General features: G+C 73.6%; 13 protein-coding genes. 11 read left to right on the top strand and 2 right to left on the bottom strand.

The genetic code is table 11. From position 1 onward, the window contains the following. Positions 1 to 81 precede the first annotated feature (81 nt). Complete coding sequence (locus tag BMW85_RS09850) at positions 82 to 1,053, top strand: helix-turn-helix transcriptional regulator (RefSeq protein ID WP_091079646.1); 972 nt, start codon at positions 82 to 84, stop codon at positions 1,051 to 1,053. A 5-nt stretch (positions 1,054 to 1,058) separates the two neighbouring features. Here BMW85_RS09850 and BMW85_RS09845 read toward each other — a convergent pair whose 3' ends face one another. After that, a complete protein-coding gene (locus BMW85_RS09845) occupies positions 1,059 to 1,415 on the bottom strand; it encodes an STAS domain-containing protein (RefSeq protein WP_245774707.1) in 357 nt (118 codons plus the stop codon). 131 nt (positions 1,416 to 1,546) lie between these two features. Here BMW85_RS09845 and BMW85_RS09840 point away from each other — a divergent pair, with 131 nt between their 5' ends. The 9 genes from BMW85_RS09840 (at position 1,547) to BMW85_RS09800 (ending at position 14,761) form a co-directional block, all read left to right on the top strand. Continuing rightward, positions 1,547 to 5,713: a SpoIIE family protein phosphatase gene (locus tag BMW85_RS09840; RefSeq protein WP_091079644.1), complete on the top strand. Its 4,167-nt coding sequence runs from the start codon at positions 1,547 to 1,549 to the stop codon at positions 5,711 to 5,713. Further along, positions 5,710 to 6,033: an STAS domain-containing protein gene (locus tag BMW85_RS09835; protein WP_091079641.1), complete on the top strand. Its 324-nt coding sequence runs from the start codon at positions 5,710 to 5,712 to the stop codon at positions 6,031 to 6,033. Before BMW85_RS09840 ends, BMW85_RS09835 begins: the two co-directional genes overlap by 4 nt. After that, positions 6,020 to 6,364 carry an ArsR/SmtB family transcription factor gene (locus BMW85_RS09830; RefSeq protein ID WP_091079639.1) on the top strand — a complete coding sequence of 115 codons (345 nt, stop codon included), beginning with the start codon at positions 6,020 to 6,022 and terminating at the stop codon, positions 6,362 to 6,364. Before BMW85_RS09835 ends, BMW85_RS09830 begins: the two co-directional genes overlap by 14 nt. Then, entirely contained in the window at positions 6,348 to 8,960 is a 2,613-nt protein-coding gene (locus BMW85_RS09825) for an HAD-IC family P-type ATPase (protein ID WP_091079636.1), read from the top strand. The genes BMW85_RS09830 and BMW85_RS09825 overlap by 17 nt, the downstream gene beginning before the upstream one ends. Positions 8,961 to 9,003: 43 nt before the next feature. After that, positions 9,004 to 9,669, top strand: a complete 666-nt coding sequence (locus BMW85_RS09820) for a rhomboid family intramembrane serine protease (protein WP_091079634.1) — start codon at positions 9,004 to 9,006, stop codon at positions 9,667 to 9,669. Between the two features lie 212 nt (positions 9,670 to 9,881). After that, positions 9,882 to 10,349: a DoxX family protein gene (locus tag BMW85_RS09815; RefSeq protein WP_091079632.1), complete on the top strand. Its 468-nt coding sequence runs from the start codon at positions 9,882 to 9,884 to the stop codon at positions 10,347 to 10,349. Positions 10,350 to 10,394: 45 nt separating this feature from the next. Further along, positions 10,395 to 12,320 carry a helix-turn-helix domain-containing protein gene (locus tag BMW85_RS09810; RefSeq protein WP_245774706.1) on the top strand — a complete coding sequence of 642 codons (1,926 nt, stop codon included), beginning with the start codon at positions 10,395 to 10,397 and terminating at the stop codon, positions 12,318 to 12,320. Between the two features lie 140 nt (positions 12,321 to 12,460). Next, positions 12,461 to 13,822 (top strand): type III PLP-dependent enzyme domain-containing protein, encoded by a 1,362-nt coding sequence (locus BMW85_RS09805; RefSeq protein ID WP_091079628.1) that lies wholly within the window; start codon positions 12,461 to 12,463, stop codon positions 13,820 to 13,822. 15 nt (positions 13,823 to 13,837) lie between these two features. Further along, positions 13,838 to 14,761 (top strand): aminoglycoside phosphotransferase family protein, encoded by a 924-nt coding sequence (locus BMW85_RS09800; RefSeq protein WP_091079625.1) that lies wholly within the window; start codon positions 13,838 to 13,840, stop codon positions 14,759 to 14,761. On the opposite strand, the gene BMW85_RS09795 is transcribed toward BMW85_RS09800, so the two are convergent. Next, entirely contained in the window at positions 14,748 to 15,923 is a 1,176-nt protein-coding gene (locus BMW85_RS09795; protein ID WP_245774705.1) for a membrane dipeptidase, read from the bottom strand. The genes BMW85_RS09800 and BMW85_RS09795 overlap by 14 nt on opposite strands. A 154-nt stretch (positions 15,924 to 16,077) precedes the next feature. Here BMW85_RS09795 and BMW85_RS09790 point away from each other — a divergent pair, with 154 nt between their 5' ends. Continuing rightward, on the top strand, positions 16,078 to 17,538 hold the full coding sequence (locus BMW85_RS09790; protein WP_091079624.1) for a recombinase family protein: 1,461 nt from the start codon (positions 16,078 to 16,080) through the stop codon (positions 17,536 to 17,538). The last annotated feature ends 82 nt before the right edge of the window (positions 17,539 to 17,620 follow it).

Here is a 17,620-nt window from a genome sequence, read left to right as displayed (position 1 = left end):
TATTGAACTTTCAGCCATGTGAAGAGGGCGTGCTAATTTCCCTTCCGGACGTTCCACTTCCGGATCAGCGGCGGAGGCCCCATGGAGCCCGGCGCGAGCCCCACGGCCCGGGCCCTGATGACGCTCGACCTGCTTCAGGCCCACCCCGGCATCACGGCCGACCGGCTGGCCGGCAGGCTCGGTGTCTCCGAGCGCGCCGCCCGCCGCTACATCGGCATCCTGCGCGAGGCCGGCATCCCCGTCGAGGCCGTCCGCGGCCCGTACGGCGGCTACCGGCTCGGGCGGGGGCTGCGGCTGCCGCCACTGACGTTCACCGCGGCCGAGGCCCTGGGCCTGGTCATGGCCGTGCTCGACGGCCACCACGACGCGGGCGATCCGTCCGACCCGGTCGGCAGCGCGCTCGGCAAGATCATGCGGGCGCTGCCCGAGCAGGTGGCCGCCCAGGCCGAGGCGGTCCGGCGGACCACCGCGCCCGTGCCCGACCGCGCCGCGGCCCGGCCGGACCCCGACATCACGGCCACCCTCGTCCAGGCGTGCTCGGCCCGCCGCCGGGCGCGGCTCGGCTACCGTTCCGAGGCGGGCAACGAGCGGCTGATCGAGGTGGACCCGTGGGCGGTCGTCGTCCGCCACGGCCGCTGGTATCTGCTGTGCTGGTCCCACACCTCCGCCGGCCGCCGCGCCTACCGGGTCGACCGGGTCGGTGACGTGCGGGTCCTCGACGTCCCCTTCGAGCCGCCCGCCGGGCTCGACCCGGCCGCCGTACTGGAGGAGCACCTGGCCGTCGGCTGGGACCACGAGGTCGAGGTCGTCGTCGAGGCCCCCGCCGAGCGGGTGGCGGGCTGGCTCTCCCGCGTCATGGGCCGCCCCGAACCGCTCGGCGCCGCCACCACCCGGCTGGTGGGCAGCACGAACAACCCGGCCTGGTACGCCGAGGAGCTGGCCAGGCTGCCGGTGCCGTACCGGATCGTGAAATGTCCGGACCTGGTGCGGGCGGCGCGCACCCTGGGGGAGCGGCTGCTCGCCGCGAGCTCCGCACCGGCCGACCGGAGCTGACCGCGCTACTGCAGCGCGGCGATGGCCAGGTCGCGGCTCTCGTAGAAGGAGAGCAGCCGATCCAGTCCCATGATCTTGAAGACGTGGGCGATGTCGGGCTCCAGCCCGGCCAGCCCGAGCCGGGCCCCGGCCTCCTGGGCCCGCTGGTGCGCCATCACGAGCACGGAGATGCCCGTGGAGTCGCAGAACGGCAGCGCCGACAGGTCGATCACCAGCCCGTCGCCGGGCGCGAGCGCCACCTGGTCGAGCGCGGCCTGGAGCCGCGGCGAGGTGTGGTGATCGAGGTCGCCGGCGACGACCAGCACGTGGATGCGAGCCGAATGCGGTTGGTAGGTGACGGTCAGACCGGGATCCTGCTGCACCGAGGCTCCTGAGAGAGGGGTGGGTCCTCGCGCCTGGGGAAGAGGGGCACGAGCCATGGGGTGATCTGCCCTATTCTACGTACTGGCGAGCTGGTGTCTGACCTGCCCGGCTACGAACGAAAGGGTCTCGTGTGGCACGCGACGACGCTGAGCGCGGCCCGGTGCCGGCCGCGGGGGCCGGGATCTTCACCGTGGACGACGAGATCGGCCGCGAACTCGCCCTGGTGGACTGGCGCGCCACCCCGCTCGGCCCCCCGGAGGAGTGGCCGCAGAGCCTCCAGACGGCCGTGAGCATCCTGCTGTCGTCCCGCTTCTCCATGTGGATGGCGTGGGGGCCGGAGCTCACGTTCTTCTGCAACGCCGCCTACCGCCGCGACACCCTCGGCAGGAAATACCCGTGGGCGCTCGGCCGCCCGGCCAGCGAGGTGTGGGCGGAGATCTGGGGCGACATCGGGCCCCGCATCCACGCCGTGCTCGACACCGGCCGGGCCACCTGGGACGAGGCGCTGCTGCTGTTCCTGGAGCGGGCCGGCTATCCGGAGGAGACCTACCACACCTTCTCCTACAGCCCGCTGCGCGACGACGACGGCGCGGTGGTCGGCATGCTCTGCGTGGTCAGCGAGGAGACCGACCGGGTCGTCGGCGAGCGGCGCATGGCGACCCTGCGCGACCTCGGCTCCGACCCCAGCGTGGTGCGCACCGAGCAGGAGATGCTGGCCTTCGCCTGCCGCCAGCTCGGGCAGAACCCGCAGGACCTCCCCTTCACCATCACCTACCTGTTCGACGACGAGGGCGGCGCGCGGCTGGCCGAGGCGACCGGCATCCCGGCCGGGCACCCGGCCGCCCCGATCGTCCTGCCCGCCGACGACCCCCACCCGGTGTGGCCGCTCGCCGCGCTGGCCCAGGGCGAGTCCGAGCTGGTGGCGCTCGACGGCGCGCCGTTCACCGGCCTGCCGGCCGGACACTGGAACGAGCCGCCCACGCAGGCGCTCGTGGTGCCGCTGCTCCAGCAGGGCGGCGGGCCGTACGGGTTCCTGGTGGCCGCGCTCAACCGCTACCGGCCGCTGGACGACGGCTACCGCGGCTTCGTCGAGCTGGCCGCCGGCCACGTCGCGGCCGGCATCTCCTCCGCCCGCAGCTACCAGGCCCAGCAGCGGCGGGCCGAGGAGCTGGCCGAGCTGGACCGGGCGAAGACCGTCTTCTTCTCCAACATCAGCCACGAGTTCCGCACCCCGCTCACCCTGATCATGGGGCCGGTGCAGGAGCTGCGCGGCGCGCTCGCCGACGCCTCCCCGCAGGTGCGCCAGGACCTCGAGGTCATCCACCGCAACGGGCTGCGCCTCGGCAAGCTCGTCAACACGCTGCTCGACTTCTCCCGCCTCGAGGCCGGCCGCATGCAGGCCCGCTACGAGCCGGTGGACCTCGCGGCCGTCACCGCCGAGCTGGCCAGCGTCTTCCGCTCCGCCATCGACAAGGCCGGGCTGGAGTTCGTGGTCGACTGCCCCCCGCTCGCCGAGCCGGTCCACCTCGACCGGAGCATGTGGGAGAAGGTCGTGCTCAACCTGCTGAGCAACGCGCTGAAGTTCACCTTCGAGGGCTCGGTCGGCATCAGCGTGCGCGAGCACGACGGGCACGCGGTGGTGACGGTCACCGACACGGGCATCGGCATCCCGGCCGAGGAGCTGCCGCGGCTGTTCGAGCGGTTCCACCGGATCGAGAGCGCCCGCTCGCGCTCCCACGAGGGCAGCGGCATCGGACTGGCCCTGGTGCAGGAGCTGGTCGGCCTGCACGGCGGCACCATCGCCGCCGACAGCGTCGAGGACGAGGGCACCACGTTCACCGTCCGGCTGCCCTTCGGCGCCGCGCACCTGCCTCCTGACAGCATCATCGCGCCCGGCGCGGCCGAGACGGTCACGGCCGGCGCCGACCCGTACGTCCAGGAGGCCCTGCGCTGGCTCCCCGAGGACGACGGCGTCGCCCAGCCGGCGGCCGAGGTCCCCGCCGGAGCCGGCCTGCCGGCACCGGACGGCGGCGCGGCGGCCCGGGTGCTGATCGCCGACGACAACAGCGACATGCGCGAATACCTCGTCCGGCTGCTCAGGGGCGCCGGCTACCACGCCACCGCCGTCGGCGACGGGCTGGAGGCCCTGGACGCCGTCCGCGCGGACGCGCCCGACCTCGTGGTCAGCGACGTCATGATGCCGCGCCTCGACGGCCTTGCCCTGGTCTCGGCGCTGCGGTCCGACCCGCGCACCGCCGGCGTGCCGGTGCTGCTGCTGTCGGCCCGCGCCGGGCAGGAGGACTCGATCGAGGGCCTGGAGGCGGGCGCCGACGACTACCTGGTCAAGCCGTTCTCCGCCGCCGAGCTGCTGGCGCGGGCGCGGGCCAACGTGGAGCTGGCGCGGATGCGCAACCACCACACCCGGTGGCGCACCGCCATGATCGACTCGCTGCAGGAGGCGTTCTTCGTCACCGACGAGACCGGCGCGGTGATCGAGGTCAACTCCGCCTTCACCGACATCCTCGGCTACGGGCCCGAAGACCTGCCGTACGCGGCCGAGCACCCCTGGTGGCCGGACGTGAACGCGGATCCGCAGGCGCACGCCCTGGTCGCCGAGGCGTTCGAGCGCATGATGCGCGAGGGCAGGGGCAGCAACGTCGTCCCTGTCACCCACCGGGACGGGCACCAGGTGTGGATCACGTTCACCTTCAACGCGGTCACCGACCCCGACACCGGCCGCCGCCGCGTCGTGGGCACCATGCGCGACGTCACCGCCGAGCACTACCTCGTGCAGCGCGAGAGCGCGCTCGCCGCGCTCAGCATGCGCGTCTCCCAGGCCGTCAACCTGACCGACGCCCTGGCCGGCGGGCTGGAGGCGTTGCAGGAGGTGTGGCGGGCCCGGCAGGTCCTCGCCGCGGTGTGGAACGACGGCCGGCCACGCGGCCTGGCCCGCGCGCCCGCGGGCGGCGACTGGCCGGACCTGCCCGAGGAGCTGCGGGAGAAGCTGGCCGCGCTGCGCGACCAGCCGCCACTCCGCCCGGTCGCGCCCGGCGCGGACGGCGCCGGCATCACCCTCGAACACCCCGAGGGACTGCTCACCGTCTGGGTCGACCTCAGCCAGAACCGGCCTTTCACCAGTGAGGACCAGACCCTGCTGGCGCTGCTCGCCGGCCACCTCGGCCAGGGCCTGCACCGGGTGCACCAGCTCGACCAGCAGCGCGAGGCCGCCGTGGCGCTCCAGCGGGCCATCCTGGGCCCGTCCGAGCTGCCCGACGGCTTCGCCGTCCGCTACGAGCCGGCCGGCCGCCCCCTGGAGGTCGGCGGCGACTGGTACGACATCGTGCCGCTGTCCGGCGGGCGCATCGGGATCGTGGTCGGCGACTGCGTGGGGCGCGGGCTGGAGGCCGCCGCCGTCATGGGGCAGCTGCGCAGCGCCTGCCGGGCCCTGCTGCTCCAGGACGCCGGGCCCGCGCAGGTGTTCACCGCGCTCGACAGGTTCGCCGCGCTCATCCCCGGCGCCAAGTGCACCACCGCCTTCTGCGGCGTGCTCGACACCGCCACCGGCGAGCTCGTCTACTCCAGCGCCGGCCACCCGCCCGGCATCCTCGCCCACGCCGACGGCAGCACCCAGCTCCTGGAGGGCGGCCGGGCGGCCCCGCTCGCCGTGCCGATGGGCAGGCCGCGACCGGAGGCGAGGTGCACCATGCCGCCCCGGTCCACGCTGCTCGTCTACACCGACGGGCTGGTCGAGCGGCGCCGGCGTCCGCTGACGGTCGGCATCGACGAGGCCAGCGCGGCCGTACAGGCGGGCTGCGCCGCCCCCATCGAGGCGCTCGCGAGCGAGGTCATGGCCAGCCTCACCCCGGACGGCGGCTTCAGCGACGACGTCGCGCTGCTCCTCTACCGCCAGCCCGCCCCGCTGGAGGTCGCCTTCCCCGCCGAGTCCAGCCAGCTCGCCCCCGTACGCGCGGCGCTGCGCGACTGGCTGAGCCGCTGCCAGCTCGCCCCCGCGCAGATGCAGAACGTGCTCGTGGCGGCGGGTGAGGCGTGCGCCAACGCCATCGAGCACGGCCACCGCGACGCCCCCGGCCGGACGATCCGCCTGCGGGCGGTCGCCACCGGCAGCGGCCTGCACCTCACCGTCACCGACACCGGTCGCTGGAAGATCCCCGAGCCCGAGGCCAACCCGCACCGCGGACGGGGCGTCGCGCTCATGCGCGCCCTGATGAACGAGGTCTCCATCCACCCCGGCGCCGCCGGGACCACCGTCGACCTGCAGACGAGGATCTCACGATGACCGCACCTCTCACCGTGGTCGCCTCGCAGCGGCCGGACGGCACCCTGGTCCTCGCCTGCGTGGGCGAGATCGACATGAGCAACGCCGGCGCGCTGGAGGAGGCGCTGGCGGGCGCCGACGGCGGCGGCACGGTGCTGGTCGACCTGAGCGCGGTCGAATATCTCGACAGCGCGGGCCTGACCGTGCTGTTCTCCCACGTCGAACGCATCCGGCTGGTCGCCAACCCGCTGATCGAACCCGTTCTGACGATCTCGGGGCTCGCCGAGCTCACCACCGTCGAGGGCCTCACGGACGACAAGGGGGAAGATGTCGGCCAATGAGAGGCCCGACCCGCCGGCCGACGTGCTCGACCAGGCGGCGGCCGTGTTCGGGCTGCTGTCCTCGCCGTCCCGGCTGCACATCGTGTGGGCGCTGGCGCAGGGCGAGTGCGATGTGTCCGGGCTGGCCGAACGGGTGGGTGGCGCGCTGCCCGCGGTCAGCCAGCACCTGGCCAAGCTCAAGCTGGCGGGCCTCGTCCGGTCGCGGCGCGAGGGCCGCAGGGTGGTCTACCTCATCGACGACCAGGACATCGTGACCACGGTGCAGGGCCTGGTCGGCCGGCTCGCCGAGCGGCGGGGCCCCGGGGAGCGCGCCCGTGGTCTGGGCGCCTGAGACTGCCGACACCCCGCTCCGGGTCCTGCGGCGGCTGGAGAGCGGTCCGCGCGGTCTCGTCACCGCCGACGCCGAGGCCCGGCTGCTCGACCACGGCGAGAACGTCGTCCCGTCCCGGCTGCCGCCCACCTGGCCGCGCCGGCTGCTCCGCAGCCTGCGCGACCCGTTCACGCTGGTGCTGCTGGGGCTGGGGCTGGTCAGCGCGCTCATCGCGTCCTGGGCGACGGCGGGCGTCATCGTCGTCCTCGTCCTGGTGAGCTGCCTGCTGCGCTCCAACGGCGAACATCGCGCCGACCGCTCGACGGCCGCGCTGCGCAAGCTGGTCGCCACCACGACGACCGTACGGCGGCGCGCCACGAAGGACGCCGAGCCGGAGGAGCGGGAGATCCCGGCCGACCAGCTCGTGCCCGGAGACGTGATCAAGCTGGGCCCAGGGGACCTGGTGCCCGCCGACGCGCGGCTGCTGCGGGCCAACGGCCTGACCGTGCACCAGGCACAGCTCACCGGGGAGTCCGCGCCGGTGGCCAAGCGGGCGCTCGACCTGCCGGAGGGCGACGAGCACCTGCTGTGGCAGGGCAGCAGCGTGGCCTCGGGGAGCGCGCTCGCCGTGGTGACCGCGACGGGAGCGGCCACCCGCTTCGCCGGCGCCTACGCCGTCCCCCCGCCCGGTGCGCGGCTTTCCCGGCGGGCGGGGCCCGGAGTGCGGCTTTCCCGGCGTGCGGGCGCGCGGTTACCGCGAGGCCGGGCCGGGCGGCGGACGTCGGCCTTCGACCGGTCCGTGTACGGGCTCTCCTGGGTCCTGGTCCGGGGCATGCTGGTCATCCCGCCGGTCGCCCTGGTCGCCAACGCGGTGCTGCGCGGCAAGGGGCTGGAGGCGCTGCCGTTCGCGGTGGCCGTGGCGGTCGGGCTGACGCCCGAGATGTTGCCCGTCGTGGTGACCACCGTGCTGGCCAGGGGGTCGGCGCTGCTGGCGCGGCGCGGCGTGATCGTCAAACGGCTGTCCGCGCTGCCCGACATGGGCGCGATCGACGTCCTGTGCATGGACAAGACCGGCACGCTCACCCGCGACCGCCCGGTGCTGAGCGGGTCCGTCGGCCCCGGCGGGCGGCCCGACCCCGAGCCGCTGCGCTGGGCGGCCGTCAACGGCCTGGTGACGCTGCACCTCGCCGACCCGCCCGCCCCCGACCCGCTCGACGAGGCCATCCTCGCCGGCGCCCCCGAGCAGCTGGGCGAGGTCGAGGGACTGGACGCGGTGCCGTTCGATCCGCTGACCCGGGTCTCCCGCGCGCTCGTACGCGACGGCGACGACGTCGTCGTGGTCGTCAAGGGCGCCGTCGAGGCGGTGCTGGAGCGGTGCGCGACGAGCGAGCGCGAGCGGCGGCGCGCCGCCGCCACCGCCGCCGCCCTGGCGCGGTCCGGCGCGCGCGTGCTGGCCGTGGCCCGCGGGCCCGCGTCCGCGCAGGAGGCCGTGGCCCACCGGACCGCGTTCGCCCAGGAGGCCGTGGCCCGTGGGACCGCGTCCCCCCAGCCCCGCCTGGACGAGGCCGGAGAGCGCGGCCTCACCCTCGTCGGCTTCGTCACCCTGGCCGACGAGCCCTCCCCGGACGCCGCGGCCGCCCTCGCGCTGCTGGCCCGCCGTGGCGTCAAGGTCAAGATCCTGACCGGCGACCATCCGGGCACGGCGGCCAGGATCTGCCGCGAGCTGGGCCTGGAGGCGGGCGAGGTGGCCGACGCGGCCGGCCTCACCGCCGCCGGGGCCGAACGGGCCACGGTGATCGCCCGCTGCACACCGGAGCAGAAGGCCCGCGTGGTACGCGCGCTGCGCGCCGCCGGGCACACCGTCGGCTTCCTCGGCGACGGCGTCAACGACCTGCCCGCCATGCGCGCCGCCGACGTCGGCATCTGCCCGCGCTCCGCCGTGGACGTCACCCGCGAGGCCGCCGACGTCGTGCTGGCCGGCAAGGACCTTTCCGCCATCGGCCAGGCGGTCGTCGTGGGCCGGCGCAGCAGCGGCAACATCGTCACCTACCTGCGCATCGCCCTGTCCTCGAACCTGGGCAACGTGATCGCCATGCTGGTCGCCGGGCTGGCGCTGCCGTTCCTGCCGATGCTGCCCGTCCAGGTGCTCGCCCAGAACCTCTGCTTCGACGCCGCCCAGCTCGCCCTCGCCTTCGAGCGGCCAGGCCCGGCCGTGCTGCGCCGCCCGTTCCGGCTGCGGCGGCAGGCCGTGCTCCGCTTCATCGCGGGGTTCGGCCTGGTGAACGCGGGCGTCGACCTGGTCACGTTCGCGGTGCTGACCCGCGTCCACGGCGTGCTGGACGAGTCGGCCTTCCACACCGGCTGGCTGGTCGAGAACGTGCTCACCCAGGCCGCCATCATGCTGCTCCTGCGCCCCGTCGCGCGGGTGTCGCGCCCGCTCGGCCTGGCCACGGGCGCGCTCGCGGCGGCCGGCCTGCTGCTGCCGCTCTCGCCGCTCGCGCCGGTGCTGGGGCTGGTCGCGCTGCCCGTCACGAGCCTGCTGTGGCTGCTGCTGGTGCTGGTCCTGTACGCCGGGGTGCTGGTGGCGCTCACTACCCGTACGAGACGCAAGGCGTGATACTTGGTCCGCCCGGCACATGATCGACCAGGGGAGCAGACCGATGGAGTCCAGGGGCCAGACGGCCGAAATCATGATCGCGGAGGCCCGCAAGGCGTTATGGGTGATGGTCGGGTTCCTGGCCGTCATCTGGGTCCTGCAGATCCCCAACTGGCTGTCCGGCTACGCGCTCAGCCGCGAGTACGGCGTGCAGGCGTGGCACCCGGAGACGCTGCCGGGCATCATCTCCTCGGCGTTCCTGCACTGGAGCTGGGAACACATCGAGGCCAACTCGGGGCCGCTGTTCGTCTTCGGCTTCCTCGCCGCCTACCGGGGCGTGGCCAAGTTCTTCAGCGTGACGGCGCTCATCGTCCTGGTCAGCGGGCTCGGTGAGTGGTTCACCGCGGACCCGGACGCCGTCGGGGCAGGGGCGAGCGGCGTCGTCTTCGGATATTTCGGGTACGTCCTGGTGCGCGGCGTCTTCGACCGGCACCTGATCGACATCGTGATCGGCGTGGTCATGGCGCTGTCCTTCGCCTACCAGTTCGCCGGGCTGCTGCCGCAGGAGGGGATCGGCTGGCAGGCGCACCTGTTCGGGTTCCTGGCCGGCACGCTGGGTGGCTGGATCTTCCGCGACCGCAGGCCCGCCGCCTCCAAGCCCGCCGCCTCGCCCGCATCCGGCGGCTCGCGTTCGTCCCTCCACAAGGAACTGGACGACCTCGGGCTCTGAGCGCGTACGCCCGGCGGAGTACGCGCCCGGGTGCCCGACGTGGTGAGCGGCCGTCCCCTAGGGCGGACCCCTGAGGACCAGGGCGGTAGACCCTGACCCCGCCGTACCCGCGGTGGCGTAGCACGAGTGCCGCCCGAGGCCGGATGTCCGGCGCCTCCCGATTCAGGAGTCTTGAGCACGACGGAAACGACTTCTTCGACAGGGAGCGCGACATGACCGCCGCCATCGAGACCATGATCTCCAAACTGGCCGCCTGGCTGAGCCGGCACAGCATCGACATCCTGCGGATCAGCCTCGGGCTGGTCTTCGTGGCCTTCGGGACGCTCAAGTTCTTCCCGGGGGTGAGTCCGGCGGAGGCGCTGTCGGTGGCCACGCTGGAGAGGCTGTCCATGGGCCTGCTGTCGGGGTACGCCGCGCAGGCCGTGATCGCCGGACTGGAGGTCTTCATCGGCCTCACGCTGGTGACGGGCCGGCTGCTGAAGACCGGGCTGGTGGTGATGGCCGGTGCGCTGGCCGGGTTCTTCGCACCGTACGCGCTGTTCTTCACCGATCTGTTCCCCGGCGCGCCCACGCTGGAGGCGCAGTACATCTTCAAGGACATCGTCCTCGCCGCCGCGGCCCTGGTGATCGGCGCCCGCGCCCTCGGCGCCCGCCTGGTCCCCGCCCGCGCCGCTCTGTGAGCCCCGGGTTCTGCGAGGTCAGGCCGCTTCCGTATGCTCCCCCGCATGACCGCCCGCGCCACCCGCGACACCGGACTCACCCTGCGCGAGCTGCTCGCCTTCGACGAGGGCGGCATCCTGCGGCTGCTGCTCGCGCCCTCCGGGCAGGACGTGGCCATCACCGGGATGATCATCGGTGAGGAGGGGGCGGCCCGCTCGTACGAGGGGCGGATCGTCCTGGCGGTGGGGGTGCTGCCGTCGGTGAACGACTTCATCCGCGAGGCCGCCGGACGCGGCGCCGTCGCCGTCGTGCTGCGCGACGACCCCAGCCTCGACCCGGCCCCCGAAGACGTACAGGCTGAGCCGGGTCCAGGGACGGGGGCTGAGGCGGGGGCGGTCGCGGTCGCGGAACGTGCCGGGGTCGCGCTGCTCGCCCGCGCCGCCTGGGCCGACTGGGACGACGTGGCCACCCTGGTGCGCTCGGCCGCCGCCTACGCCGGAGCCGGGCGCGGGGACCGGATGGCCGACGTCACGGCCGGCGGCGGGCTGGCGGCGCTGGCGTCGGCGGTGGCCGAGTTCACCGGCGGGTCGATCACCATCGAGGACACCGCGTTCCGGGTGCTGGCCTACTCCGCCATCGGGCCCGAGGCCGACGAGCTGCGCCGCTCCACCATCCTCGGCGGCCGGGTGCCCGACTGGCGGGTGGAGGAGCTGCGGCGCAGCGGGCTGCTGCGTACGTTGTGGTCCTCCGACGAGGTGATCCACCGGCCCGCCGACGGCTCCAGCCCGGAACGGCTCATCATCGCCATCCGCAGCGGGCGGGAGATGCTCGGCTCCATCTGGGCCGCCGCCGACGCCGGCGGCCCGTTCACCGAAGGCGCGGCGCGGGCGCTGCGGCGGGCGGCCGAGGTGGCGGTGCCGTACCTGGTGCAGCACCGGCTGCGGGAGAGCGGCGCGCGGCGGCGCGAGGAGCACGCGCTGCGCGCCCTGCTGGCGGGCCGCGGGGACATGAGCACCCACGCCTGGACCCTCGGCCTCGCCCCGGACCAGCCCTGCGCGGTCGTGATCGCCGACCCCACCGACCTGGCCCATCCCCCCACCCCCGCACCCCCCGTCTCCATCACCCCGCCCCCTGCACCGCCGGCTGCCGCGTCCGCCGCGCCGTCGGCTGCCACGGTTGCCGCCTCGTCGGCCGCCGTCACCCCAGCGGCCACGTCCGCCACAGCTGATGGGCAGCGGGAGGCAGTGGTGGAGCGGACGATGGGGCTGTTGGCCGTGCAGGCGGTCTCCTACCGGGCCGGAATTCGGGTGCTGCGGGATGGCGGGCGGGTGATGGCGTTGGTGCCGGTGCGGCGGGGTGCCGAGCGGGACGTGCTGGCCCTGGCCCGGGAGCTGGACACCCTGGCCGCTTCGCTGGGAGGCGCGGCCCAGGGTGCGGGGCCGGTGTGGGTGGGGGCGGGGCCGGTCGTGCCGTCCCCGCTGCGCGCCGCCGACTCCCGCGCCGACGCCGAGCTGGTCGTCCGGGTGCTGCGCGAGCGGGCGGCGAGCGTCGCGCAGGAGCCGGCGGCCGGAGTCGGGCCAGCCGGTGGCGGAGGGACTGCCGACGATCGGCGGGCTGCCGGTGAGGGGTGGGCGGCTGGTGAGGGGCGGGGGCCGCGTCGGTATGCGTCGGCCGGCGAGTTGGGTGCTGCCCTGGATGTTCAGCGGGTGCTGGACGCGGTGCGTCCGGTCTGGGAGCGGGGTAGCGGCCCCGTGTACGACCTGGTGCGGGCCGATCTCGCGGCGGGCGGTGAGTTGGTCCGATCGCTCGCCGCGTACCTGGACGCCTCCTGCGACGTCGGCCGGGCGGCCAAGCGGCTGGTCCTGCACCCCAACACCCTGCGCTACCGGCTGCGCCGCGTCCGCGACCGGTACGGCGTGGACCTGGACGACCCCGATGTCCGGCTCATGCTCACCCTCGCGGTCCGTCTGGCGACCCGCCCGCCGCGCTGACCTCTTTTGGCCGTACGGACAGAGCCGGTCGTGACCTTTGGCCGGGCGGACGAAGACGATCGGGCTCCGTATGCCCGAATCTGTTTTGGTCCCAGTCCGAAAGCCACGCACCCCCCGTGTCCGTCCAGGAGCCCCGTACCGTGATCCACGGCAGCCCCACGCTCTCCCCCGCCCGCACCACCGCCGACCGGGTGGCCGACGTCGTCCGGCACGCGGTCATGACCGGCGCGGTCGGTCCGGCCCACCCGGTCGCCGGCTTCGTCGACGTCGAGGCCGTACGCGACTCGGTCGCCGCCCTGCGCGAGGCGTTCGCCCCCGCGCCCCGGGTGCTGCACACCTTCGCCGCCAAGGCCGCGTCCCTGATCCCGGTCCTGCGGCTGCTCGCCGAGCAGGGCATGGGCTGCGAGGTCGCCAGCCCGGGTGAGCTGCGTATCGCGCTCGACGCCGGGTTCGCGCCCGGCGACATCGTCCTCGACTCGCCCGCCAAGACGCGCGCGGAGCTCGCCGAGGCGCTGGCGCTCGGGGTCGCGGTCAACGCCGACAACCTCGACGAGCTGCGCCGCATCGACGAGCTGCGCGGGCCCGGGTCCGCGTCGGTCGTCGGGCTGCGGGTGAACCCGCAGGTGGGCAGCGGCTCCATCGGCGCGATGAGCACGGCGACGGCCACGTCCAAGTTCGGGGTGACGCTGCGCGACCCGGGCAACCGTGAGCGCGTGGTGCGCGCCTTCGCCGAGCGTCCCTGGCTGACCCGCCTGCACGCGCACGTCGGCTCCCAGGGCTGCCCGCTGGAGCTCATCGCGGCGGGCATCGCCGAGACGTACGCGCTGGCCGAGGAGATCAACGCCGTCCTGGGCGAGCGCCGGATCACCAGCCTCGACATCGGCGGCGGCCTGCCGGTGAACTTCGCCGACGACGAGACCACCCCCACCTACGCCGAGTACGTGGCCGCGCTCCAGGCCGCCGTCCCCGGGATCCTCGACGGCCGGTACGCGCTGGTCACCGAGTTCGGCCGCTCCCTCCTGGCCAAGAACGGCTTCATCGCCGCCCTGGTCGAGTACACCAAGGACGCGGGCGGGCGGCGGATCGCGATCACGCACGCGGGCGCGCAGGTCGCGACCCGCACGGTGTTCATGCCGGAGGCGTGGCCGCTGCGGGTGGCCGCGTACGACGCCGACGGGCTGCCGAAGGACGGCCCGCTCCTGGTGCAGGACGTGGCCGGGCCGTGCTGCTTCGCCGGGGACGTGGTCGCGCACGCCAGGGAGCTGCCGGAGCTGGCGGAGGGCGACGTGGTCGTGTTGCGCGACACCGGGGCGTACTACTTCTCGACGCCGTGGGCGTACAACAGCCTGCCGTACCCGGGGGTGCACGGCTTCACGGTCGCGGACGGCGGCGAGGTGCGCCTGGCCACCGTACGGACCGCGCAGACCCTCGACGAGATCGCGGCGACCAGCGGCCTGGCGTACGCAGGAGCACTGGGCGGCCTCCTGGAGCCGGCCCTCTGACCTAGGCTGGCAGCCGTGGCCGAGTTGATCTCCGTCGATGTTCCTGAGGCGTTCGCCGAGTCCTACGGCACCCAGGGCGCCGAGGCGCGGGCGTGGCTGGCCGAGTTGCCCCGGCTGGGCGGGGCGTTCCTGGACCGCTGGGAGCTGCGGCCGGACGGTTCGCCCGCTCACGGCATGGCGTCGCTGGTCCTGCCCGTGCTCCGGGCCGACGGAACGCCCGCCGTGCTGAAGCTTCAGCAGCCGCGGGAGGAGACCGCCGGCACCGCGGCCGGGCTGCGGGCGTGGGACGGCGACGGGATCGTACGCCTGCTCGACCATGACGAGGGCAGCGCCACGCAGCTGCTGGAGCGGCTGGACGCGGCCAGGCCCCTGTCCTCGGTCGCCGACGACACGAAGGCGCTGCGGATCCTGGCCGAGCTGATGGCGCGGCTGACCGCGGTGCCCGCCCCGCCGGGCCTGCGGCGGCTGTCGGACCTCGCCGCCGCCATGCTCGACCAGGTCCCGGAGGCGGTGCGGGCCCTGCGTGACCCCGCCGACCGGCGGCTGGTGCGCACCTGCGCGTCCGCCGTGGCCGAGCTGGTGGGCGAACCCGGCGACCGCCTGCTGCACTGGGATCTGCACTACGACAATGTCCTCGCCGGAGAGCGCGAGCCCTGGCTGGCCATCGACCCCGAACCGCTGGCCGGCGCCCCGGGGTTCGAGCTGCTGCCGGCGCTGGACAACCGGTGGGACGAGGTGGAGGCCACCGGTGACGTGGCTCGCGCGGTGCTCCGGCGGTTCGACCTGCTGACCGAGGTCCTGGGTCTGGACCGGGGCCGGGCGACCGGCTGGACACTCGGCCGCGTGCTGCAGAACGCCTTGTGGGACGTCGAGGACGGCAAGGCGACGCTGGAACCCGCCCAGGTCGCCATCGCCGCCGCTCTGCTCAGCCGTCGGTAATGGCGGCCTCCCACGTCCGCAGGTACGACTCCGCGCCCGCCGCGAGGTCGCGTACCAGGTCCTGGCCGGCGAGGTGACGCATGTCCTCGATCCAGTCGGGGACCAGGCCGTAGTGGGCCACCCCGTCCACGTTGACGTCCCAGACACGTTCGCCGGTGCGCGGCCGGTCCAGCACCACGCTCCCGTCGTACGAGGTGAACGGGTACGTCACCGGGTTCGCGGCGTTGCCGGCGCGCGGCCCGGGCAGCTTGCCCATGCCGTTGACGTCGAGCCCGTAGCCGTAGCCCGGCACCTGGTAGCGCTGCCGCAGCGGCGCCGTGCGCCGCCACTCCGCGACGAACTCGGTGGCGTCGTGGCCGTACTGGGTGACCATGCCGCCGAGGGCGTAGATGCGGGGGAGGAAGTTCGGGTCGGCCCAGCTGTGGGAGGAGATGACGCCGGGGTAGCGGGCCGCCTCCAGCAGGTCGAGCGTACGGCCGGCGGCCTTGACGCTCATGTGGTCGAGCTCGATCAGCATGCCGCGCCTCATCAGGCCCTGGACCATGTACTCGCCGAGTGCGGTCAGGCCCCGGGTGTTGCAGTGCGGAGCCGGCGGATAGAGCGGCAGCGACACGCCGGGCGGGAGCAGCCGGGCGATCTGGTCGGGGAGCACGCCGGCCGGGTCGATCGGGTTGTCGTGCTCGGGGCCGGTGCACGTGCGGGCCTGCCAGAACGAGCCGGTGGCGAGCAGGTTGCCGACGTTGACGATCGCGCCCTGGGTACCGGAGTCGAAGCGTACGCCGCACAGCGCGTTGTCGTACTTGTGGCAGACGAACATGGTGCGCACGCCGAGCGCCCGCATCTCGTCCAGGCCCCGGTCGATCTGGGCCTTGGTGCACTGCGGGATGCCGAGGATCTGGCGGCAGCCGAACGGCTCGGAGGTCTCGACGCCGAGCACGACGGCCAGCTTGCCGGCCCCGATCACCTGCCTGGCCTCGGCGGGATCGGCGACGATGCGGAACCACCCCTTGCCGGGGCCGCCCGCCTCGGCGTCGATGTGGGCCTGCAGCTCGCGGGCGCGCTGCGCCTGGAGCCTGATGGAGGTCATCTCGTCGCAGGAGTACTTCTTGAGCGGGTAGATCGCGCAGAGCTGCCGGTTGGCCACCAGGTGGTTGACCAGCACCCGCAGCCCGCCCCGCCAGGCGCGCTCGACCCAGGTGTAGTACGCCTGCTGGTGGGTGAGCGAGTCGTGCGCCGGCCAGTCGCGGAAGGTGGGCCAGCCGACGGGGTCGTGAGATCTGATTGCGTAGACACTCCAAACCCTTTACGCTCGGTACATGCCCCCCGAAAAACCCCAGCTCAGAGCAGCTATCTATGATCGCGTCTCCAAGGACAAGCGGCGCGACGCCCGATCCGTCGAAGAACAGAAGGTCGCCAACGTCACGCACTGTGACAGGCACGGGTGGGCCGTCGCTGAGATCTTCACCGACAACGACAAATCCGCCTCCCGCTACGCGCGGGGAGGCCGGCCCGACTGGGAGCGACTCCTGGAAGCGCTCGCGGGCGGCGCGTTCGACGTCCTTGTCATGTGGGAGCCCAGCCGCGGCGGGCGCGAGCTCCAGGGATGGTCGACGCTGCTCAACCTCTGCCAGGAGCAGGGCGTCCTCATCCACATAACGTCCCATGACCACACCTATGATGTCCGTAAGCCTCGCGATCGGCGGTCGCTGGCGGAGGACGGCGTGGACTCGGAATACGAATCAGGCAAGATCAGCGAACGGATCAGGCGCGGCACCCGCGCCAGAGCCGCCGAAGGCCGCCCCCACGGCCCCGCCCGCTACGGCTACCGCCGCGTCTATGACCCCGCCACCGGCGCCCTCGTCGGTCAGGTCATCGAACCGGACGAGGCCGCCGTCGTCCGAGAGATGGCCGACTGGGTGAAAAGCGGCGTGACCCTCGAAGGGATTGCCCGGCGCCTGAACGGCCGCGGCACCCCCGCGCCTCGGGCCGAGCACTGGCAGGCGGGCCCCATCAAGCGGATGCTGCTGCACCCGTCGTATCTGGGCTACCGCGTCCATAACGGTGAGCGGATCAAGAGCGAGGAGTGGTTCCCGCCCATCCTGGACGAGCACGTCCACTACATGCTGGTCGCCAGGCTCACGAACCCGGAACGCGGCGGACCCCGGCCTTCCGCTGTCAAGCACCTGCTTTCCGGGATCGCGCTGTGCGGGATTTGTGGCACGAAGCTGAAGACCGCGCCCCGCGCCGGCGTGGTGCGATACACCTGCCGATCTCTCGACGGTGAGGGGCGTATCGTCACTCATCTCACGCGCGGCAAAGCACGGGTGGACGCCTACGTGGAGAGCGTCACGATCGCCGTGCTGCAGCAGCCGGACGCGCTGGCGGCCATGCTGGACGGCCAGGAGAGCACGAAGCTGAGCGAGGCGCTGGCCCGGCTGGAGAAGGAGCGCGCCGAGTTGGACGCCTTCTATGCGAAGGCGGAGGCGGGGGAGTTGTCCGCCGAGGGGCTGGTGCGGGTGGAGGCGGCCCGGCTGCCGAAGATCCGGGCGATTGAGGGCGAGGTGCGGGACATCCAGTCTGTTCAGTTCATGCCGCACGTCCCACATCTGACCGAGGACGGGCCGGAGCATGTGCCGGCGCGGTGGCGGGGGCTGGATCTGGCGCAGCAGCGTGAGGTGATCGCGTCGCTGTTCACGGTGGAGATCTTGCCTATCGGCTCCGGGCGTAAGCGTTTCGCTGATGAGGAGTCGGTGCGGGTGACACCGAGGAGGGCCTGACCGTAATGGAGAAACTGACGGACCGGTAATGCTTTACTTACCCTTGTTGTCCACTGGGAGTGCAGACCGCCCGCAGGAAACT

Source organism: Nonomuraea wenchangensis (assembly GCF_900111685.1).
GTDB lineage: Bacteria > Actinomycetota > Actinomycetes > Streptosporangiales > Streptosporangiaceae > Nonomuraea > Nonomuraea wenchangensis.
Note: the sequence above shows the minus strand (reverse complement) of the source record. Positions and strands in the feature narration are given on the sequence as shown.